The organism is Bradyrhizobium sp. CSA112, assembly GCF_029051645.1.
Taxonomy (GTDB): Bacteria; Pseudomonadota; Alphaproteobacteria; order Rhizobiales; family Xanthobacteraceae; genus Bradyrhizobium.
The window spans coordinates 65626-86176 of sequence record NZ_JAACFS010000029.1; the positions used below are offsets into that span (position 1 = coordinate 65626).

A 20551-nucleotide genomic window follows, 5' to 3' on the forward strand; every position below is an offset into this window, starting at 1 on the left:
TCTCTCCGATGTGCTCTCCCCAGAGCCCGCGTCGCTTTAAGTGATACCCGGCCTTAACTGGGCTTAAGATGCAGTTGGCCGCGGCTATACTGAGGGAGGATCAAAAATTTTGAGCTCCTGCGGCGTTGCAACCAATCGTCGCCGAATTAACGGACGGACGACCTGTCCCTTCCAGCATTGCGGGGTCCACTCCGTTTCGCTCCCGGCCACGATGAGCATCAGCGGTGCACTCACCCGTCGGGCTATCCGCAGGAGCGTTGCCGAATCGAGATCGCTCATCTTGGCAACGCCGTCGGGATGCGAATGCCAGTCCCCGAGGTAGTCGAGATCACCGGCGCTTGCTTCGAAGGCGCTTTCGATCTCCGCCACCTGCCATTCGTGGTCCGGCAGAAAACAGTGGCGACCGTGAAGGGCGCGGGGCCCAGGGCCTCGCAGATCGACGATGACGCGATCCTCGCCCGAGCGCCAGCCTAGAAGGATTCCTCCATTCTCGAGCGGCGATAGATCTCGCGCGAACTCGCTCATAGACCGCATTACCGGCGAGGACAGCCAGACGGTCACGCTTTGGCTCCGCAGCACTTCGGGTGAGCCGGGCAGGGATATCCTTCCCAGCGGGGCAGCGTCCTCGAGCCGTCCTCGTTCTTGAGCGTCAATACAGCCACGGCCCAGGCGCCGGGGTCGTACTTTTCGTCCGAAAGAAGCCCGACCGCAGTCCGCACGATTTCAAGCGAGATCTCCTGCAGGTCGAAGCCGCCGCCGGTGAAGGTCGGAGCGTTGCAGCCGACCGGAATCACTGTGCCGGCATCGTCGACGCGTGGCTCGGGTATGCGCTTGTCCTTCCAGTGCTCGTTGAGGCAGACGAAGCAGCCTCCGGCCCCTGGAACGAAACGTGCGACCACGCCACCCGCGACCCCGTGCGTGCCGTGGCCCATCACGTACGGTACACCGAAGCGCTTGCAATAGTGGGAGAGCGCAAGCTGCACCTCTTCCGATGCCGAGGCGTCGACCACCACGTCCGCGCAGCGCAGCAGATCAAACAGCGGCGCAAGCACGTTGCCGGACTCGGGCGTTAGCTCCGCGCAACTGGTGGCTGTCTCGCCGAGACGTCTGGGAAGGAAGCTCGCCCTCGTCCAGGGATAGTTATCGGCGATGAAGTTTGCGAGAGCCGAGGCCTTGCCTCTCCCCCAGGCCGAACGACCCAGCGGCCAGCGAAGGCTGTTGCCGGGCTGAACGGTGTCGAAATCAATGAACGTGATTTCGCCCAGACCGGCGCGCGCCAATTCCAGCCCGGCGAAACTTCCGATCGCGCCGATTCCGACAACGACAGCTTTTTTGCCCTGAAGCGACTTCGCGACTGGTAGGCGGGAAAAGACGTCGTCTTTTCCCGCCCGCTCCGCCCGAACCAGCCGCGTCTCGGCTGCCCCGTTGCTGTCGTCCCCTACCGCGCGCCGGGTGACCAGGAAGAGCCACCCCGCGCCGTTTTGGCCGTACTTCGTTTCTTCGGGAAACACGATGCCGGTGATGGACAACGATCCCCGCGCCGCTTCGTTGACCTTGCGCACGCTCGGCCCTTGCAACACTGCTTGGCGCGCGAGTTCCTCTTCAGCCAGCCGGAGCAATTCGCCCGAGTCCGTTGTCACGCGCGGAGTGAATTTGACCCATCGACCGGTAATCAACTGAGCGTCTTGCGGCCCCACCGGGAATCCGAACAATTTCCCTAGGGCCGCGCCGTTGCTCGTCTTCACTTGCCGCAGGACTCCCTCGAACGCGGCCCCGTTATGCTGGCTGGACCGAGGAGAGCACGCCAACTCGATCAGCCCGTGCGGTGCCGACGGCAATGCCGCCTGACCGTCGAAGAGGATGACAGAATCCTCTTCCGAACCGGGCGCAAAGTAGGGCATCAACGGGTCGGCGGCCTGCTCTTCGAGCTTGGCTGCGTCGCCCCAACGGCCGTCTTTTCTGGCTTGAAGAGCGCTCAGCAGATGGTGCAGCCGCTCTTGGATGAAGTCAGCGACGAGCTGGTTGGAGTCCCACTGCCCCGATTCTTGCGTGAGCAGGCACAGATCGCGACTGAGGGGGTTTTGATGGCGCTCGAACCTCTCGTTTGGCGCAGCGACTGCGGGGCGGAACAAAGGGTGCAGCGGGGAATACCCGATTAGCAAGAGCATGGGCGCTGACTGCCCATCCACCGGCCAGTCCGCTTCCAAGATCAGCACGCCGTTCTGCTTGTGGACGGTCCGCGGGACGATCCCGAGATGCGAGAAGGCGGCGAGCTCTTTGCCAAAGAGTCCCGGCCAGAGCGTCCACCAGTCGCGATCGGCGCCGGGCGCGGTGCCCTTTGCCATTAACGGCCTACGGGACGGTGACCGGGGGGTGTGCTGGGGCGAGGGGGACCGTTGCCGGGCGTCTCGCTGGGAGGACCGGGCGGCACGTCTGGGTGCTCCGGATGTTCCGGATGGGTTGGATGAGGCGGTTTAGCCATTCGCTAATTCCTTTGATTGCTGTCACGCTCGGCGCGTGGCGCCGAATAGAGGACCTACTTTGCCCCGACTAGGGGACGTAGTTGTAAGGGACGTACTTTGCCCGTCGCTTCATTTGGCTGATCACCACAATCTGAAATAACTAGTTGCAGGCCGTTGTGGAACCGCAATCGTCGCATTTTGGGACTGTCTCTCAACGTTTCCACCGTTTTCATAGCCAAATGGTAATGCGTGCAACTCCCAATTGGACTGACCCACACTAGCTCACGCTGGCTGTTACTGGACGGTATTTTGAGTAACCGGCCCGCGTTTGGTGGTCGTCCGTGAAGAATTCCCAAGTGACTGATATGGAATCTGAAAACCCGACGTTGGGGTAATCGAATTTGCGGAAACCTCGCGAGCGGAAGGGGATTCCAAAGTTGATTCGTGATTCTCTCGCCTGGGAATCATTTGGCGGGGCGCGATGCGGCCCACGGGAACGGCGAGAGACGGGTGAGCAGGATCTGTTTCATCAAGCTACGCCGGCTTGTGCCACATCTCGCCTTGAGCGCGCTCTACGGAAAATCACAGAAAATGGAGTCAGTTGGCGGACGATAAGCTTTCGAGCAAAGCGTAGTCAGTTGCCGAATGGATAGATTCTTGAGAAAGGCTTATCAGTCGAGAAGCGGATAATTAGTTCGGCCGGCCTCGGGATTCGAAGATCAGACCTCGCAGATTATGCTTTGCATTCCCCGGTCACCCCGCTTGAATCCAGGGCGGGGAGCCTCTGATAATTCCGTCGTCAGGGAAGCGCCCACAGCCTCTTCGAATAACAGCGTCTTCCAGCCCACTGGCTCGTTGCCCTGGCTGCCGCCTCTGACCTGCCAGACCCGCATCCCAGGATTTCCCTTCGTCGTGATGCCAACGCAATGCACCTCGACGACTCGATTGAATCCATTGTACATCAACTCTAGGCAAACGCCTTTAGCCAAAGCATCACGTGCTGTATTCGCCGGCATTCTATCTCCCACTTATCCGCTCGCTGCGGTGTAAAAATTCTTCGATCTGCTCTACTAGATCGATCTTAAAGTAAGAACCCCATGTTGGCACGGTGCTCATGAATTCTCATCAAAGCTCATTCGACGAAATAGGATGCCCGAATTGTGGGGAGAAAATCCCCGTAACAGAGGTGATCTACCATCAGATCGCAGAGCGGACACGTGAGGAGTTAAAGTGCGAATCGGCTGAACAGCAAGCGGTATTGTCCGAAAAGATTAGAAATTTGCAACTAAGGGAAGCCGAACTGGATAGGCTCGTAGAAGAGCGGGTCAACGCGGGGCAGGCCCGGGTCGAGCAGGAGGCGCTCAACAAGGCTCGGCAGCTACTGGCGATAGAGATTGAGGATTTGCGAGCGCAGTCGAATGAAAAGGCAGAGTTGCTTGCGGCATCGCAGCGAGCCGAACTTGAACTTCGTAAAAAAGCTAGAGAGTTTGAGGAGCGGGAGAGGGCTCTCTCGGTAGAGGTGCAGCGCAAATTAGACGAAGGGAGGGCGCTGATTGAAGAGCAGATAGCGAGCCGGCTTCAAGAACAATATCATCTCAGGGATGCAGAGAAGGACAAGAAGCTGCGTGATGCCGGAATTGCGAATGATCTCCTGAGGCGAAAGCTGGAGCAGGGTTCTCAACAAACCCAGGGCGAAGTGCTTGAATTGGAACTTGAGGGGCTTATTCGTAGCGCTTTTCCTTTGGATCAAATTGAGCCAGTGCCAAAGGGCGTAACGGGCGCTGATGTGTTGCAGCGTGTAATCAACAGAAGTGGCCATCTATGCGGAATGATACTTTGGGAGCTTAAGCGCACGAAAGCGTGGAGCGAGGGTTGGATACAGAAGCTCAAAGATGATCAGCGCTCGATAAAAGCTGACCTTGCTATGTTAGTGACCGAGGCGCTTCCGAAAGACTGCAATAATTTCACGCAGATCAATGGCGTGTGGGTAACGAGCTCGCAATGCGCGATCAATCTTGCCATTGCCCTTCGGGGGCAACTCATTGAGGTCGCCGTAACTAAACTGGCAGCCGTCGGCAAGAATGAGAAGATGGAGTTCATCTACCAGTATCTTTCTGGTCCGGAGTTTAAGCAGCGTATCGAGTCCATTATGGAGGCCTTCAATGATATGCAAAGCGATTTACAAGAAGAGAGGCGAATTACGGAGCGCAGGTGGGCAAAAAGAGAGAAGCAGCTTCAGCGCGTCATATTCGGTACTGCCGGGATGTATGGTGACTTTCAGGGGCTTATAGGCTCTTCCCTGCAGTCTATCGCGGCGCTCACCGATAGCACTGAGAATCGATCGGTGGACCCGACAAAGGATTAGGTGCCAATTGCCATCGACTAAGCTTGCAGATTCGGAAGGCTGGGGGAAATATGAAAATCGATTCTGTTCGGATCGAGAATTTTAGATCGTTTCGAGATCAAACGATATTCTTCGATGATTACACCTGTCTAGTTGGAGCTAATGGCTCCGGAAAGTCGACGGTGCTATGCGCGTTGAACGTCTTTTTCAGAGATGGTGAGAATAGCAGCACAGATGTAATCAACCTTTCGCACGAGGACTTTCACCAGAAGAAGACTGATAAACCAATTACGATAACGGTAACATTCGGTGATCTCACTGCCGAGGCGCAGGAAGATTTTAAGGATTATTACAGGCAAGGAAAATTGATCATCTCTGCGGTTGCAGAATACAACGCCGCGACTGGTCGCGCTGATGTTCAGCAGTTTGGTCTTCGCACCGGGATGGATCAGTTTAGGCCGTTTTTCGAGGCCTTGAAGAACGGGGCGCCTGTTACAGGCCTTCGAGCCATATTTTCTGGTTTGCGCGGGAGTTTTCCGGGCATTGCCGCTTCGACTGCTAAAGATGCGATGATCGCGGCTCTTCGCGAATTTGAATCCGATCCGTCAAATGCGCACCTGTGCACGGAAATTCCAAGTGCGGACTCATTTTACGGCTTCAGTAAGGGTTCGAATCGCCTAGCGAAGCACGTGCAATGGGTGTTCATCCCCGCCGTGAAGGACGTTACTGCAGAGCAGAGTGAAGGAAAATCGACTGCTCTCGGTAAGATACTGGCCCGCACAGTCCGAGTGAGGCTAAGATTCGACGAAGTTATCTTAGAGCTGCAACAGAAGACCGAGGATGAGTACAGAAAGATATTGGACTCAAATCAAGAAGCTTTATCGGAGCTCGAGAAGTCACTAACGGAAAGGATGGCGCTATGGGCGCATCCTGCGGCCTCCATACACTTAACTTGGCAAAGAGATTCTAAAAGAGCGGTCCAGATCGAACCGCCGGCAGCTCGAACCTTGGCGGGCGAGGGAGGTTTCCAAGGGGATCTGGCGCGGTTGGGGCATGGGTTTCAGCGGTCGTATCTTCTTGCACTACTCCAAATTCTAGCGACTTCCGGCGACGATGCCGACGCGCCAAAGCTGATTCTTGCTTGCGAGGAACCCGAACTCTACCAACATCCACCACAAGCTCGCCACCTCGCAACGGTTCTGGAACAACTGAGCGAACAGGAAGCCCAGGTGATGGTGTGCACGCACAATCCCTCGATGGTGACCGGTAAGGGGTTCGAGAGCGTTAGGCTGATTCGCTTCGATAGCGTCGAGAATTGTTCAGGGTGCCATCAGTTGAAGTTTTCAGAGTTGGCTGCCCGCCTCGGGGCTTTGACGGGAAAGCCTCCCACTAAGCCAACGGGACTAGCCGCAAAGCTCCATCAAGAGCTTCAGCCGTCGATCAACGAATTATTCTTCACAAGAAACTTGGTTCTCGTGGAGGGGCTCGAAGATGTGGCAATCATCACGAGCTGGTTGGTTCTGACGGGAAGGTGGAGTGAGTTTCGTCAGAAGGGCATTCATATCGTACCGGCAGGAGGGAAGAGTCACCTGTCGTATGCCCTCGTGATCGCACAAGGTTTGAAAATTCCAGTCTTTACAATCTTCGATGCGGACGGAGATGATGACAAGCACAAAGCTCTGCATCAGAGAGATAACACGCTGCTCCACAAGCTTCTGGACGCCGACCACTCGAAGCCGTTTCCAGCAGATATTCTATGGAACGAGAAGTTTGCAGTCTGGCCGACCAACATTGGCGATGCGATCAAGGCTGACGTGTCAGAAGAGAAAATGAGGACTTACGATGACAAAGCGAATGCTGCACACGGCAGCCCTGGTGGCCTGAAAAAGAATAGCCTTCAGATTGGTGTGAAGCTGCAGCTGGCGTTTGAGGGCGGAAGCCGTCCGGCCTCTTTGGACAAACTTTGCGACGCGATCCTTGCTTTCGCGAAGTAAGCCAAGCGGTCACGAGTTCAGTTCCATCGAACGAATAACTGGCAGTTCCCTGCGCCAGCTTGGACCGACCCACACTAGACGACCGATTCCATGAAATCTGCGTCATGGATTAGGTGGATTGGTGGAACGGACGGGTTGTTGGGGGATTCCTCGTTTGCGGTCGGCGAAACGAGGAGCTGTATCATGGCAGGATGGCGGCGAGCGGTCGAATTGGCCATGAGTGATGAAGAGATTGCGACCTTGACGACGCTTTCGCGGTCGAGAATCGAACTGGCGAGCCGGGGGTCGCGGGCGCAGATGCTGCTGGCGTATCGGGAAAATCCTTCGTTCTGCGCGGTGGGCCAGAGACTTGGGGTCCATCATCAGACGGTGCAGCGCTGTGTCGAGCGGGCGCTGGCCGATGGCCCGCTGGCGGCCCTCGACGACCGCCCGCGACCGGGCAAGGAACCAACCATCACGCCTGAGGCCAAAGCCTGGTTGGTGTCGCTGGCGTGCGACAAAGCCAAGGACCACGGCTATCCGCATGAGTTGTGGACGACGCGGCTCTTGGCGCGCCATGCCCGTGAACACGGGCCGGCGGCGGGGCATGCGTGTTTGGCCAATGTGGTCCAGGGAACAGTGTGCAAGATCCTCGGCCGGGAGGAAATCAAGCCGCACAAAGTGCGCTACTATCTTGAAAATCGCGACGCCGAGTTCGAACAGAAGATGGCGGAGGTGCTGTGCGTCTACCGCGAAGTCGAAGTCCTGAAGAAAGCCTCTGCCAAGGGAAAGCGGCGGGGAAAGCCGGTGACGATCGTCTCCTGCGACGAGAAGCCGGGAATCCAGGCCATCGCAACGACGGCGCCAGATTTGCCGCCCAAGCTTGGCGTCCACGCCAGCTTTGCGCGCGATCATGAATACAAACGCCATGGCACGCTCAGCCTGTTGGCTGGGATCGATCTGCTCACCGGCAAGGTCCACGCCCTTGTCAAAGATCGTCACCGCAGTCGAGAGTTCATCGAACTCCTCAGACTTATCGATGCCGCCTATCCGCCGAACACTGCGATCAAAATTGATCCTCGACATTCATTCCGCGCACATCTCGAGAGAAACCAGAGCCTGGCTCGCCACTCGACCAAGCGGGCGCTTCGAGCTCACCTTCTCCTCAAGAGTCGTGCTTGCCCGCCTGTGCCTGTCGTAAATTAAATCCGGGCATATTGGTGATGCAGCCCGCCCAGGATTGGGCGACAAAGAATGTGCCCGGCGCGCGATCGACGGCGCGCGAGAAGGGTGCATCCTTCTCCAGGGATAGATGTGTGCGGGCCCCATTTTCATGTACGATAGCAGTAGGTGACGGAGGTGGCGCTCGCTGAACACAACAACGTGGTCAAGGCATTCCCGGCGGATCGAACCGATCAGCCTTTCAGCATATCCATTTTCCCAAGGAGAGCGCGGCGACGTCGGTCGATCGCGAATGCCCATTGACCGAAGCCTTCGGATGAAGACCTCATCATAGGCCCCGTCCCGGTCATGAATGAGATAGCGGGGAGCTTGTTCCCAGCCGCAGGCTTCCGTGATCTGATTTGCGATCCATTCTGCGGTCGGATGCGCTGTGACGCCAAACCATAAAATCTGCCGTCGACCATGCCCCACAATCAACAAGCCATAGAGCAGACGAAATGAAATTGTCGGTACGACGAACAGATCCATCGCGGCGATGTCGTCGGCATGATTGCGAAAGAACGTCCTCCAGCCTTGGGATGGCGGGTCTCTTCGCTTGGCCGTGTACTTGGCCACGCTGGTCTGTCCGATATCGATGCCGATCTTGAGGAGTTCTCCATGGATCCGCGGCGCTCCCCACAGCGGATTGGCAATGCTCATCTCGCGGATAAGCTTGCGTATCTCAGGCGCTACAGTTGGTCGGCCACCACGGCGCCGCGACTTCCACCGCCAGTACGATCTGAACCCGGCGCGGTGCCATTTAATCACGGTCTCCGGCTTCACGATCGCCAAGGCGCCGAGCACCTTCGGAACCAAACGATACAAGCCGGCGAATATCAGACGGTCCAACATCCCGAACGTCGGCCGTTTCGACGATTTCCGCTGCAACACGTTAAGCTGATGACGCAGAATCATGTTTTCAGCCTCAAGCGAGGCCCGCGACCGGAACGCCCCGACCAACGCCAACCAGATTAGGCTACAAACCTCTCGCATAGGGCAGAAGCATCGCCCGATTCGATATCAGTTGCCAGCAAGATTGAGTTTCCGACAGGGACAGGCGGGAGATTGGTGCATCGCCGCAGCATTCGCCAATCTTTGTCCAGTGACTGGAGCTACTTATTCGAAGAACGTCGTGACTTCCAATCGCTGCTGCTTATGTGGCGACGGTCATGGAAGTGCAGGTCATCGATCTTCAGTTCGTCACGCCCGCCCAAATGTGGCGCGGATTGATCGGATGATTGTGTGGGATGTCGCTGGGCCTGGTTCAAACTTCTTTCTAAAGACCATCACGCGAACAAAACGGCAATCTATTCTGTGGCGGTAACTGAGGCGGTACCGAATTATCAACCTTCAGAAACCTCGTAAGTTCCTGTAATCACTGGTGGGCCCGGCAGGACTCGAACCTGCAACCAGACCGTTATGAGCGGCCGGCTCTAACCATTGAGCTACAGGCCCCGCCGCGGAGCGGCCGCGAGGAGGGCGGCCGGCAACGGTGCCGCCATCGTTTACAGGCATGACAGCGATACGGCAATGCCGGGTTCGCGGCCAAGAATGGGCTTTCATCGGGCTTTGCGCTTGCCTACAACCTCGGTTGCATCATTCGTCACCGAACGCTTGAGGCCAACAATGAAACTCGCTGGAATCGCCTGTGCCGGTTTGCTTTTGCTCGCGGGCGGCGCCGCGGCGCAGGAGGGAGGCAAGGCCATTACCAAGACCACAATCAGCCTGGGAACCGCGACGCCGGGCGGCGGCTTTCCGGTCTATGGCAATGCCTTCGCGGAGGTCATGAACGCTGCTGATCCGGCGCTCTCGATCGAGCCGCGCAACACCAAGGGCTCCAACGAAAACGTCCCGCTCCTGGAGTCCGACCAGCTCGATATCGCACTGGTGGCTGGCGAGCCGTCCTACGAAGCCTTCATGGGCATCGGGCGGGCGGCAACCAAACTGAAAATCCTCACCGCGATGTATTCCAGTCCCGGCATGTTCGTGGTGCGGGCGGACAGTCCCTACAAGACGATCAGGGATCTGGTCGGCCAGCCGGTTGCGTTCGGCGCCAAGGGGTCCGGCCTGCCGATCCTGTCGCGCTACGTCCTCGACGGCATCGGGCTGAAGCAGGACGAGGATTTCAAGGCGATTTATCTCGACCGCGCGGGCGACGGCCCCGCCATGGTGCAGGACGGCCGCGCCGCCGCGCTGTGGGGCGCAGGCGTCGGCTGGCCGGGTTTTGCCGCGATGGTGCAGGCGCCGGGCGGCGCACGGTTCATCGCGCCCGACGCCAGCGAGATCGCGCGCGTCCGCGCCAAGCACACGTTCCTGAAGCCGCTGACAGTCCCTGCCAACAGCTATCCGAACCAGCCGGCAGCGATCGATTCCATCGGTTCCTGGAGCTTTGTGCTCGCGCGCGAAAGCCTGCCGGACGATGTCGCCTACCGACTGGCGCGCACGCTGCACGGGGCCGAGGCGGCGCTCTGCAAGAAATTGTCGCAGGCCTGCGAGACCACGGCTGCGAACACGGTCGCGGCCGCGCCGAATGCAGCGCTGATTCATCCCGGCGTGATGAAGTATTTCAGGGAGGCGGGGGTGGCTAAGTAGGGCGCGTCTCTTTCCACTCGTCGTTCCTGCTTCCACTCGTCGTCCCTGCGAAAGCAGGGACCCATAACCACCGCTACCTGTTGTTACACCTGATAGCGGCTCCAATCTTCCGCAACAACGTGGGCCTGTGGTTATGGGTCCCGGATCGCGTTCGCTGCGCTCACTTGTCCGGGACGACGGTAGAATTTACTTCTTCGCCATCGCGCACGCCGGATCAGGCGGGCCGAACGCTTCATCGCCGGGAATCTTGGCGAGGATCTGATAGTAGTCCCACGGATATTTCGATTCCTCCGGCTTCTTGACCTGCACCAGCCACAGGTCATGCACCATCAGATTGTCCGCGCGCAGCTTGCCGTTGCGGGAGAAGAAATCCTCGATCGGCTTCTCGCGCATCTTCGCCGCCACTTTCAGCGGTTCGTCGGTGCCGGCTTCCTTGATCGCGTTGAGATAGCTCATGGTCGAGGAGTAGACGCCGGCCTGCCACATCGTCGGCATCCGGTTCATCTTGGCGAAATATCGCTTCGACCATTCGCGGGTCTTGTCGTCCATATCCCAGTAGAACGAGGTCGTCAGCAACAGGCCTTGCGCGGCCGGCAATCCAAGCGAATGGATGTCGGTGATAAGCGCGAGCAATGCTGCCATCTGCTGGCCGCCCTTGAAGATGCCGAACTCGGCGCCGGTCTTGATTTCGTTCATGTTGTTGGGCGGACCCGCCGCGATGCCGATGATCTTGGCCTTGGAAGCCTGTGCCTGCAGCACGAAGGATGACAGATCCGGCGTGGCAAGCGGCGGCCGTACCGAGCCCAGCACCTTGCCGCCATTGGTAGTAACGACAGTGGACGCGTCGCGTTCCAGCGAGTGGCCGAACGCATAATCGTCGGTAATGAAGAACCAGCTATCGCCGCCGCGTTTTACCACGGCCTGCGCGGTGCCGACCGCGAGCGCGCGCGTGTCGAACACCCACTGGATTGCGTGTGGCGAGCAGAACTTGCCGTGGAAGTCAGCAGTGCCGGTCGAGTGGACGATCAACAGCTTCTTCTTTTCGTTGGTGATGTTCTGCACCGCAAGCCCTACCGCCGACACCGGAACATCGAGGATCACGTCGACCTGTTCGACATCGTACCAGCGCCGCGCGATGCCGCCGCCGATATCGGGCTTCAACTGATGATCGCCGACGATGATGCTGATCGGCTTGCCCAGCACCTTGCCGCCGAAATCGTCGACCGCCATTTGTGCGGCAGTGACCGAGCCTTGGCCGGTCGCCGTCGCCGCCGGGCCGTTCATGTCTGTGAGAACGCCGAGCTTGACCACGTCGTCCGACATCTGCGCGAGTGCTGCGGTCGACGCCAGCAGCGCGGCCGCGAGTATTCCCAGCCTGGAAAAGTTCCTGGCGAACATCCTGTTTTCTCCCTGGAATCGGCACGTTGGCCGTTGATTTTCGCAGGCGGTTTGGTCCGCCAATTGGTCTCATTTGCAACTATTTTCGGGCGGCGTCAACGTGGTCCCGTGGAGGGGCCGACGACACACTGCTCCCGGCTCAGTTTATTTCTGGCCCGATTCAGGGCATAGCCGGGCCATGACCTCGCCCCAGCGCCTGCCGACCTCGTTGACACCGCTCGATATGGCGCTCGACGCCCTGTTGAACGGTCTGGAACCGGTCGCGCCGGTGGAAGTAACGCTCAAGGAAGCGCTGCGTTGCATCGCGGCCAGCACGCCGCCGCTGCCGGCTCATCCCCTGCGCGACACCGCCGCGGTGGACGGTTACGCCTTTTGCGCCCGCGATCTCGTCGGCGCGTCCTCGTATTCGCCGCTGCCGTTGGCGGCGCCACCGAGTTGGGTCGAGGCCGGCGAGGCCCTTCCGGAGGCCAGCGACTGCGTGCTGGATTCCGATTCCGTCGACCTATCCGGCCCGCTGCCGCAGGTGCTGGCGGAGGCGATTCCGGGACAGGGCGTGCGCCGGGCGGGTAGCGATATCGCCGCGGGCAGTCTCATCGTGCAAGCCGGGCGGCGCGTGCTGCCGCGCGATCTCCTGATGGCGCGTGCCGCTGGAATAGCGCGCTTGAACGTCCGCCGTCCGCGGCTGCGCATCGTCAATGTCCCCGGCGGCAGCATGACGGCAGACCTGATCGAGGAGAGCGCGCAGGCTAGCGGCGCCGAAACCGTCTCCTTCACCGCCGTGGGCCGCGATGCCGGGTCGATTGCCGCGGCACTGGATGGCGGTTCCTGCGATCTGCTCCTCATCGTCGGCGGCTCCGGCGTCGGGCGCACCGACGCGGCGGTGACAGCATTGGCGGCGCGTGGCAAAATTCTCGCCCACGGCATTGCCCTGCAGCCCGGCCGCACCTCGGCCGTCGGACGCATCGGCAACACGCCCGTCGTGGTGTTGCCGGGCGCGCCCGATCAGGCCCTCGCGGCATGGTGGACGCTGGCGCTTCCCGCGGTCGATCGCCTCTCGGCCCGAACCCTGCGCAAGACAGTCATTTTGCCGCTGGCGCGCAAGATTGCATCTAGCGTCGGTATCGCCGAAATCGTGTTGCTGGAGCGGAAGCTGGATATGTGGATCCCGCTGGCGGTGGGCGAATTGTCGCTCGACGCAATCGCGCGCGCCGAGGCCTGGCTCACAGTGCCCGGCGGCGCGGAAGGCTTTGCGGCCGGCGCGCCGGTCGATGCCTATATATTGCGGGACTGATATGAGTTCAGGAATGACCAATACGCCCTCGCCAGGAGATCGCGACGCTAACGAGCAGGACCAGTTCCTGACGATCCTGTCGCGCGAGGATGCGCTGGCGCGTTTCGAAGCCGGCTTGTTTCCGCGTGCGATCGCGAGCGAAATGCGGCCGCTTGCCGAGGCGCTCGGCTGTGCGCTTGCTGAAGACGTGGTGGCGCCGATCGACGTCCCGCCGTTCGACCGCTCCAATGTCGATGGCTTTGCGGTACGTTCGGCCGATCTCGCCGCGGCCGGTGAGGCTTCGCCGGTTCGTGTGATGCTGAACGACGAGGTGATCACCTGCGGTACCGCGCCGACGCGCCCGGTATTGTCGGGAACGGCTACGCCGATCGCGACCGGCGGTCCGGTGCCGCGCGGGGCCGACGCCGTCGTCATGGTCGAGCATACCCAGCTGGCGGGACCGCGCGCGGTCGAAATCCGCCGCGCCGCTTCCCCCGGACAATTCGTGTCCTATGCCGGTTCCGATATCGCTCGCGGCGAGGCGCTGCTGCGCGCCGGGACCGTCATTGGGTCGCGCGAGATCGGGATGCTGGCGGCTTGCGGTATCGCGCAGGTGACCGTCGCGCGCCGGCCGCGCGTCGCAGTGATCTCCACCGGCGATGAACTGGTGCAGCCCGGTCAGCCGCTGCCTCCTGCCGCAATCTATGACACCAATGGTGCGATCGTCGCAGCGGCGGTGAACGAAAATGGCGGCGAAGCGGTGTTTCTCGGCGCCGTTGCCGATGACGAGGAACAGCTCGAAGCCGTAATGCGTAAGGCGCTGGAGGCCAGCGACATGCTGGTGCTGTCAGGCGGCACCTCAAAAGGCGCGGGCGACGTGTCCCACCGCATCATCGGCCGGCTCGGCAAGCCCGGCATCATCGCCCATGGTGTGGCGCTGAAGCCCGGCAAGCCGCTGTGCCTTGCGGTGTGCGATGGCAAGCCCGTTATCATCCTGCCGGGCTTTCCGACCTCGGCGATGTTCACCTTCCACGACATGATCGTGCCGGTGCTGCGGCGGATGGCAGGCTTGCCGCCGCGCTCGGACGCCAAGGTCAACGCACGCGTACCGGTGCGGATCGCATCCGAACTCGGCCGCACCGAATTCGTCATGGTGTCGCTGGTCGAAGGCGCGGACGGGTTGATCGCGTACCCGACAGGCAAAGGCTCCGGCGCCATCACCTCCTTCGCGCAGGCCGACGGCTTTCTGCGCATCGATGCGCTGGCCGATCAGATGCCGGCTGGCAGCGAGGCCGAGGTGACGCTGTTCACGCCGCATGTGCGGGTGCCGGATCTCGTCATCGTCGGCAGCCACTGCACCGGGCTCGATCTCGTCACCGCGCCGCTGGCGCATGCCGGGCTCGTCGTGCGCTCGATTGCCGTCGGCAGCCTCGGCGGCCTCGCGGCCGCGAAGCGCGGCGAGTGCGATTTTGCGCCGATCCATTTGTTCGACGAGAAAACCGGGACCTACAACACGCCCTATCTCAGCGATGGGCTCGAACTGGTGCCGGGCTGGCGGCGCATGCAGGGCATCGTGTTCCGCAAGGGTGACAGACGCTTCGAAGGATTGAGTGCGGAAGACGCGGTGCGCGCCGCGCTCGCCGATCCCGCCTGCATCATGGTCAACCGCAACCAGGGCGCCGGCACGCGCATCCTGATCGACCGGCTGCTCGGCGGCGCGCGCCCGGACGGTTACTGGAATCAGCCGCGCTCGCACAATGCGGTGGCGGCTGCGGTCGCGCAGCACCGCGCCGACTGGGGCATGACCATTGCGCCGGTCGCGCATGCGTCAAACCTCGGTTTCATTCCCTTTGCCGAAGAGCATTATGACTTCGCGCTGGTAAAGGCGCGCAAGCAACGGCCGGCGGTGCAGGCCTTTCTCAACGCGCTGGCGTCGGACGAGGGCCGCGCGGCGCTGGCGCAGGCGGGGTTTCGGCCCGCCTGACTCGGTTCGGGCATTGCCGAATTACTTCTTTGGAAGCCGGCCGACAAACCCGGCCGCCATGGCAATCCATATCTTGAAGGCGTCGTCGTCACATTCGTCGGCATCGACAAAGACAAGCCCGCCAAGGCGCTTGCCGCCCATGTCGACGATCGATGCGCCCGGTCGCCGCAAGGCCTCGGCCTCATTGTCCTTGCCGACGCGGAACATGAACCGATCCCGGCCCGACTTGGTCCGGTCGACGCCGCCAAGCATGTTTCCGTTCACGAGCAGACAGAGCCCGCCCATCATGCGTTTTTCGGTAACACCTTTGATGCCGCGCAGACCATCGCGGAAGCGTTGGGCAAGCGCGTCATCATAAGCCACGGCTCAACTCGCGGATTTGGCAGCAATGACCTTCTGCGGTCCGCCTTCGGGCATGGTGGCAAAAACCGGCAATGCCGGATTCACGTGATCCCAGGACGGCGCTCGGCTGGCATAGACGACCATCTGTGGCTTGGCGATTTCGGGGTCATCGAGCACGGAGGCACGCGGAAATACGACGCCAGGCATGCCAGAGTTCTTCGAGTAGATCGGCGATCCGCATGTCCCGCAGAAACCTCGGCTGATGATGTTGCCACTATCCGCCGCACGATCATAGAGCGTGACGGAGCCCGTTACGTAGAATGCCTGTTCGGGTACGACGAGATGCGTGCAGTGGCCGGTACCACTCGACTTGCGACAGTCGATGCAATGGCAATGCCCGACCATTTGGGCATCGGCCGTGCTTTTGAAACGAACGGCGCCGCACAGGCAGCCCCCGGTGAACCCCTGCGACATGGCGTCCTCCATTCGAATTGCTTTCCTGATGACACAACGATAGCGTAATTAGTTGTAACTTGCAAGATGCAAGTCACTACAACGGAGAACTATCCCGCGTGACCCGTGAGCCACGATCTGGCTGCCCGATTGCATCGACGCTCGACATCGTCGGTGATCGCTGGACTCTGGTGATCCTGCGCGATCTGCTCAACGGCAAGAGCCGCTTCTCGCAGTTCCTCTCCTCGCCCGAGAAAATTACGACCAACATTCTGACCGATCGACTGGCTACGATGGAGTCCGCAGGCCTCGTCACAAAATCCGCCTACCAGGAACGGCCCACGCGTTTCGAATATACATTGACGCGTAAGGGCGAGGCCTTGCTTCCCGTCCTGCACGAGATGTGTCACTGGGCGAATGTCTACATTCCCGGAACCTGGACGCCACCTGCAAGCTTCATGGCACGGAAGCCGAGGTGACGCGCAAGCACTGTCCTATTCTGTCATGAGCGCCTTCGCGCTGCTCGATGGTGCAAAGATCGACGATTACACCAAATGGTGGGGCGAGGACCGTCACTCGTCATCTGGCGTAACTCTCCGTAGTCGTCCCCGCGAACGCGGGGACCCATACACCGCGGCCGGCTGATGAAAGGCAGTGGTTGACGCCTTGCTTAACTCACAACGTACTGTGGTTATGGGTCCCGGCGTTCGCCGGGACGACGACGGAGAGACTAACCTAACCCCCATCCAGGATGGCCAGCCGCTCCGCCTCCGCAATGTCGTCCATCGTATTGGCATTGAAAAACGGGTCGAGCGGCGTGGTCGGCCAGGATACCGTGGCAAGCCTGAATCGCGCGGTCCAGCGGTCGATCTTCCTGATATCTTCGACCACAAGCGCGTGACGGAGCTGTTCGCGCAGGCCCACGCTCCACAGCCCGATCACCGGATGCGATTGCCCGTCGGAAGCGGCGACGGCAAGCTCGGCTTTCTCCGATTCGAGCGCACCATTGAGCCGCGACACTAGATCGCGTGGCAGGAATGGGCAGTCGGCCGCGGCGCTCAATACAAACTCCACGTCAGGCCGGTTGGCCGCGGCCCAATCGAGTGCCGCCAGAATGCCGGCCAGCGGGCCGGGGAAATCGGCGACGCCATCGGCAATGACCGGCAGGCCGAATGCCGCGAAGCGCGCCGGATCGCCATTGGCGTTCAGAATGAGGCCGTCGCATTGCGGCTTCAGCCGCGCGATCACGCGGTCGAGGATGGTGCGGCCGCCGATCGTGCGCATCGGCTTGTCGCCGCCACCCATGCGGCGTGCGAGGCCGCCGGCGAGCAGCACGCCGGGAATGTCAGTCATCGCTTTCACCTTTGCGCTTGTGCCGCGCGGATTCTTCCTCGACATAGTCGAGGTTCTGGTCGAACACGATCCGCTCCTGTCCTGATAGCGCGATGAAGCGCTTGCCGCGCGTGCGGCCGACCAGCGTCAGTCCGACCTGCCGCGCCAGTTCGACGCCCCACGCGGTGAAGCCCGAGCGCGAGACGAGAATGGGAATTCCCATCCGCACTGTCTTGATCACCATTTCCGAGGTGAGGCGGCCCGTGGTGTAGAGAATCTTGTCGCCGGGATCGACGCCGTGGCGATAGATCCAGCCTGCGATCTTGTCGACGGCGTTATGGCGGCCGACGTCCTCGGTGTAGCACACAGGCGTGCCTTCCTTGCACAGCACGCAGCCATGGATCGCACCGGCTTCCAGATAGAGCGAGGGCATGGTGTTGATCGCGCGCGTCATCTGGTAGAGCCAGGACGTACGCAGCTCCGCCTTCGGCAGCGCGACGCTTTCAACCGCTTCAAGGAGATCGCCGAACGCGGTGCCCTGGGCGCAGCCGGAGGTCTGCGTGCGCTTCTTCAGTTTGGCCTCGAAATTGGTGTGGTGTTCGGTGCGCACCACCACCACCTGAAGGTCGTCGTGATATTCGACCTCGGTGACGACGTCGTCGTATTTCAGCATGTTCTGGTTGAGGAGATAGCCGAGCGCTAGATATTCCGGATAATCGCCGATCGTCATCATGGTGACGATCTCCTGGGCGTTCAGATACAGCGTCAGCGGTCGCTCCACCGGCACCCGGATTTCGACCGCCGCACCCGTCTGGTCGGTCCCGGCGACGCGCTCGGTCAGCCGCGGATCCTCAGGGTTAGGCACGATCAGGGGGGCGGGGGCTTTGTCGATTTTCATCATATCCGCAGGTTAGCATGACAATGGCTGTCAGCCGATATAAAGCATTTCAGGGTATCGACAATGCGGCCAACACCGTCATTGCGAGCGAAGCGAAGCAATCCATAGCGCGCAGAAGGAAGCGTGGATTGCTTCGTCGCTTCGCTCCTCGCAATGACGGTCAGAGCCGGTTCCGGAGCGCATGATGAAAGTAATAGGCCTCGCGGGATGGAGCGGCGCCGGCAAGACCACCTTGCTGACGCGGGCGATCCCGCAGTTCGCAAAACAGGGCCTGCGCGTGTCCGTGATCAAGCACGCCCATCACGCCTTCGACGTCGACGTACCCGGCAAGGATTCCTGGCGGCACCGCGAGGCAGGCGCGGCCGAAGTTCTGGTGTCATCGGGGCGGCGCTGGGCCTTGATGCATGAGCTGCGCGGGGCGCATGAGCCGCGTCTGCCGGAATTGCTGGCCAAGATCTCGCCGGTCGATCTCGTCGTGGTCGAGGGTTTCAAGCGCGAGCCGCACCGCAAGATCGAGGTCTATCGCGCCGCGAATGAAAAGCCATTGCTGTTCCCCGACGATCCCGGCATCGTCGGAATCGCGACCGATACGGCGGTTGAAACCAAGTTGCCGACTGCCCATCTCGACGATATCGAGGCTGTGGCCGCGATGATGTTGCGGTCTGCGATATCGCTCGAAGACGTGCTGGCGAAATGCGAAGCTGAGGGCTGATCAGGCACATGGCGCAATTGTCCGACGATTGCTTTGCCTTCGGCGGCCCGATGGTGTCGGTCGATGAAGCCGTCGGTCTCATTGCCACGCGCGTGACGCCGGTTGTGGATATCGAGACGGTTACGCTCGCCCGCGCCGATGGCCGCATTCTGGCGCACGAGATCCTGGCGCCGCTGCCGCTGCCGCCCTTCACAAATTCCGCTGTCGACGGCTATGCGGTTTCGAGCCGCGACCTGCCGCAGAAGGAAGAACAGGCATTTCCGGTGATCGGCCGCGTTCAGGCGGGTAGCCTCGCGTCTGCACCGCTCAAGCCGGGGCAGGCGATGCGCATCTTCACCGGCGCACCGATGCCCGAAGGCGCCGATACCGTGTTCATGCAGGAAGACGTCCGCGTCGAGGGCGACAAGGTCGTGCTTCCGGCAGGCCTTAAGCCCGGCGCCAATGTGCGCCCTGCGGGTGAGGATATTCCCGCAGGCTTTGCGGCGCTGAAGGCCGGCCAGCGGCTGCGGCCGCAGGATGTTGCACTTGCGGCTGCGTTCGGCCTGACAGAGCTCGATGTCGCCAGGCGTATTCGCGTCGCGGTGTTCTCCACCGGCAACGAGCTGGCCTCGCCCGGCGAAGCGCGCTCCGCGGCGCAATTGTTCGATTCCAACCGTTTCATGCTGATGGCGATGCTGGGCCGGCTCGGCTGCGAGGTGAGTGATCTCGGCATCATCAGGGACGATCGCGCCGCGCTCGCAAGCGCCCTGCAGGAGGTCGCCGGCAGCCATGACCTGATCCTCACCACCGGCGGCGTTTCGACCGGCGAGGAGGATCACGTCAAGGCGAGTGTCGAAAGCGTCGGCAGGCTGGTGCTATGGCGGATGGCGATCAAGCCGGGACGCCCCGTCGCGATGGGCATCATCGGCGGCACGCCGTTCATCGGATTGCCGGGCAATCCGGTGGCGAGCTTTGTCACCTTCGTTCATGTGGTGCGACCGACTATTCTGGCGCTATCAGGCGCGCAGCCGGAGCCGCTGACGCCGATGCCGGTTCGCGCCGCCTTCAGCTACAAGAAGAAGATTTCGCGCCGCGAATATGTCCGCGTCACCCTGCGCAACGCCGCGGATGGCGCGCTCGAAGCGGTGAAGTTTCCGCGCGAAGGCGCAGGGCTTCTGTCCTCGCTGGCGGACACCGATGGCCTGGTCGAGCTTGGCGAAGACGTCACGCAGGTAGCGCCCGGCCAGACGGTCGGGTTCCTGTCCTATGCAGGCCTGATCAATTGATGTCCGTTGACGATGCGGGCCCGCTTCGCCATGTTCGGACCATGACGACGACAAAGCTTGATCTAGCCGGGCTGAAATGCCCCCTGCCGGCATTGAAGACGCGCAAGGCGCTGAAGACCTTGCCGCCCGGCGATAGGCTGGAAGTGCTGTGTACCGATCCGCTCTCGGTGATCGACATCCCGAACCTCATTCGCGAGACCGGCGACAAGGTCGAAATCACCGAGCGCAACGAAAACCGCATCGTATTCTTGATAGAAAAAGCAAATGGATCGATAGAAAAGGCAAATGTTTGAGCTATCCGGGCA

18 protein-coding genes and 1 tRNA gene are annotated in these 20551 nt (G+C 60.8%); 10 read left to right on the forward strand and 9 right to left on the reverse strand.

Features of this window, described 5'->3' with window-relative positions; all coding sequences use genetic code 11:
* Positions 1 to 84: 84 nt before the first annotated feature.
* Both GWE18_RS31710 and GWE18_RS31715 read right to left on the reverse strand, forming a co-directional pair.
* Positions 85 to 561, reverse strand: a complete 477-nt coding sequence (locus GWE18_RS31710; protein ID WP_275189635.1) for a Mov34/MPN/PAD-1 family protein — start codon at positions 559 to 561, stop codon at positions 85 to 87.
* Positions 558 to 2345 (reverse strand): ThiF family adenylyltransferase, encoded by a 1788-nt coding sequence (locus GWE18_RS31715; protein ID WP_275189636.1) that lies wholly within the window; start codon positions 2343 to 2345, stop codon positions 558 to 560. The genes GWE18_RS31710 and GWE18_RS31715 overlap by 4 nt, the downstream gene beginning before the upstream one ends.
* A 1231-nt stretch (positions 2346 to 3576) precedes the next feature.
* Here GWE18_RS31715 and GWE18_RS31720 point away from each other — a divergent pair.
* The 3 genes from GWE18_RS31720 to GWE18_RS31730 all read left to right on the forward strand — a co-directional run bounded on the left by GWE18_RS31720 (position 3577) and on the right by GWE18_RS31730 (position 7985).
* The gene (locus tag GWE18_RS31720; RefSeq protein ID WP_275189637.1) at positions 3577 to 4827 is read left to right on the forward strand and encodes a DUF2130 domain-containing protein; all 1251 of its coding nucleotides are present in this window, start codon (positions 3577 to 3579) and stop codon (positions 4825 to 4827) included.
* 50 nt (positions 4828 to 4877) lie between these two features.
* Complete coding sequence (locus GWE18_RS31725) at positions 4878 to 6800, forward strand: AAA family ATPase (RefSeq protein WP_275189638.1); 1923 nt, start codon at positions 4878 to 4880, stop codon at positions 6798 to 6800.
* Positions 6801 to 6983: 183 nt separating this feature from the next.
* A complete protein-coding gene (locus GWE18_RS31730) occupies positions 6984 to 7985 on the forward strand; it encodes an IS630 family transposase (protein WP_275189639.1) in 1002 nt (333 codons plus the stop codon).
* Here the strand turns inward: GWE18_RS31730 and GWE18_RS31735 are convergent.
* Both GWE18_RS31735 and GWE18_RS31740 read right to left on the reverse strand, forming a co-directional pair.
* Positions 7866 to 8915: an integrase core domain-containing protein gene (locus tag GWE18_RS31735; protein WP_275189640.1), complete on the reverse strand. Its 1050-nt coding sequence runs from the start codon at positions 8913 to 8915 to the stop codon at positions 7866 to 7868. The genes GWE18_RS31730 and GWE18_RS31735 overlap by 120 nt on opposite strands.
* A gap of 464 nt (positions 8916 to 9379) precedes the next feature.
* A tRNA-Ile gene (locus GWE18_RS31740) sits at positions 9380 to 9455 on the reverse strand.
* A gap of 171 nt (positions 9456 to 9626) precedes the next feature.
* On the opposite strand from GWE18_RS31740, the gene GWE18_RS31745 reads away from it, so the two are divergent.
* Positions 9627 to 10592 carry a TAXI family TRAP transporter solute-binding subunit gene (locus GWE18_RS31745; protein WP_275189641.1) on the forward strand — a complete coding sequence of 322 codons (966 nt, stop codon included), beginning with the start codon at positions 9627 to 9629 and terminating at the stop codon, positions 10590 to 10592.
* A gap of 186 nt (positions 10593 to 10778) precedes the next feature.
* On the opposite strand, the gene GWE18_RS31750 is transcribed toward GWE18_RS31745, so the two are convergent.
* The gene (locus GWE18_RS31750) at positions 10779 to 11990 is read right to left on the reverse strand and encodes an ABC transporter substrate-binding protein (protein ID WP_275189642.1); all 1212 of its coding nucleotides are present in this window, start codon (positions 11988 to 11990) and stop codon (positions 10779 to 10781) included.
* Positions 11991 to 12168: 178 nt separating this feature from the next.
* Between GWE18_RS31750 and GWE18_RS31755 the strand changes: the two genes are divergently transcribed.
* Positions 12169 to 13281, forward strand: a complete 1113-nt coding sequence (locus GWE18_RS31755) for a molybdopterin-binding protein (RefSeq protein ID WP_275189643.1) — start codon at positions 12169 to 12171, stop codon at positions 13279 to 13281.
* A 13-nt stretch (positions 13282 to 13294) separates the two neighbouring features.
* Complete coding sequence (locus tag GWE18_RS31760; protein ID WP_275189644.1) at positions 13295 to 15244, forward strand: molybdopterin biosynthesis protein; 1950 nt, start codon at positions 13295 to 13297, stop codon at positions 15242 to 15244.
* Positions 15245 to 15265: 21 nt separating this feature from the next.
* Here the strand turns inward: GWE18_RS31760 and GWE18_RS31765 are convergent, their stop codons facing one another.
* Entirely contained in the window at positions 15266 to 15607 is a 342-nt protein-coding gene (locus GWE18_RS31765; RefSeq protein WP_275189645.1) for a TfoX/Sxy family protein, read from the reverse strand.
* A 3-nt stretch (positions 15608 to 15610) separates the two neighbouring features.
* Positions 15611 to 16072 (reverse strand): GFA family protein, encoded by a 462-nt coding sequence (locus GWE18_RS31770; protein ID WP_275189646.1) that lies wholly within the window; start codon positions 16070 to 16072, stop codon positions 15611 to 15613.
* Between the two features lie 86 nt (positions 16073 to 16158).
* Here GWE18_RS31770 and GWE18_RS31775 point away from each other — a divergent pair, with 86 nt between their 5' ends.
* The gene (locus tag GWE18_RS31775) at positions 16159 to 16518 is read left to right on the forward strand and encodes a helix-turn-helix domain-containing protein (protein WP_275189647.1); all 360 of its coding nucleotides are present in this window, start codon (positions 16159 to 16161) and stop codon (positions 16516 to 16518) included.
* Between the two features lie 256 nt (positions 16519 to 16774).
* On the opposite strand, the gene mobA is transcribed toward GWE18_RS31775, so the two are convergent.
* On the reverse strand, positions 16775 to 17392 hold the full coding sequence (gene mobA, locus GWE18_RS31780) for a molybdenum cofactor guanylyltransferase MobA (protein ID WP_275189648.1): 618 nt from the start codon (positions 17390 to 17392) through the stop codon (positions 16775 to 16777).
* Complete coding sequence (locus GWE18_RS31785) at positions 17385 to 18272, reverse strand: formate dehydrogenase accessory sulfurtransferase FdhD (RefSeq protein WP_057848900.1); 888 nt, start codon at positions 18270 to 18272, stop codon at positions 17385 to 17387. The genes mobA and GWE18_RS31785 overlap by 8 nt, the downstream gene beginning before the upstream one ends.
* A gap of 181 nt (positions 18273 to 18453) precedes the next feature.
* Between GWE18_RS31785 and mobB the strand changes: the two genes are divergently transcribed.
* The 3 genes from mobB to GWE18_RS31800 are packed head-to-tail and all read left to right on the forward strand — an operon-like array spanning position 18454 to position 20539.
* Positions 18454 to 18981, forward strand: a complete 528-nt coding sequence (gene mobB / locus GWE18_RS31790; protein ID WP_275189649.1) for a molybdopterin-guanine dinucleotide biosynthesis protein B — start codon at positions 18454 to 18456, stop codon at positions 18979 to 18981.
* Between the two features lie 8 nt (positions 18982 to 18989).
* Complete coding sequence (glp, locus tag GWE18_RS31795) at positions 18990 to 20246, forward strand: gephyrin-like molybdotransferase Glp (RefSeq protein ID WP_275189650.1); 1257 nt, start codon at positions 18990 to 18992, stop codon at positions 20244 to 20246.
* A gap of 41 nt (positions 20247 to 20287) precedes the next feature.
* Entirely contained in the window at positions 20288 to 20539 is a 252-nt protein-coding gene (locus tag GWE18_RS31800) for a sulfurtransferase TusA family protein (protein ID WP_057848961.1), read from the forward strand.
* Positions 20540 to 20551: the final 12 nt, after the last annotated feature.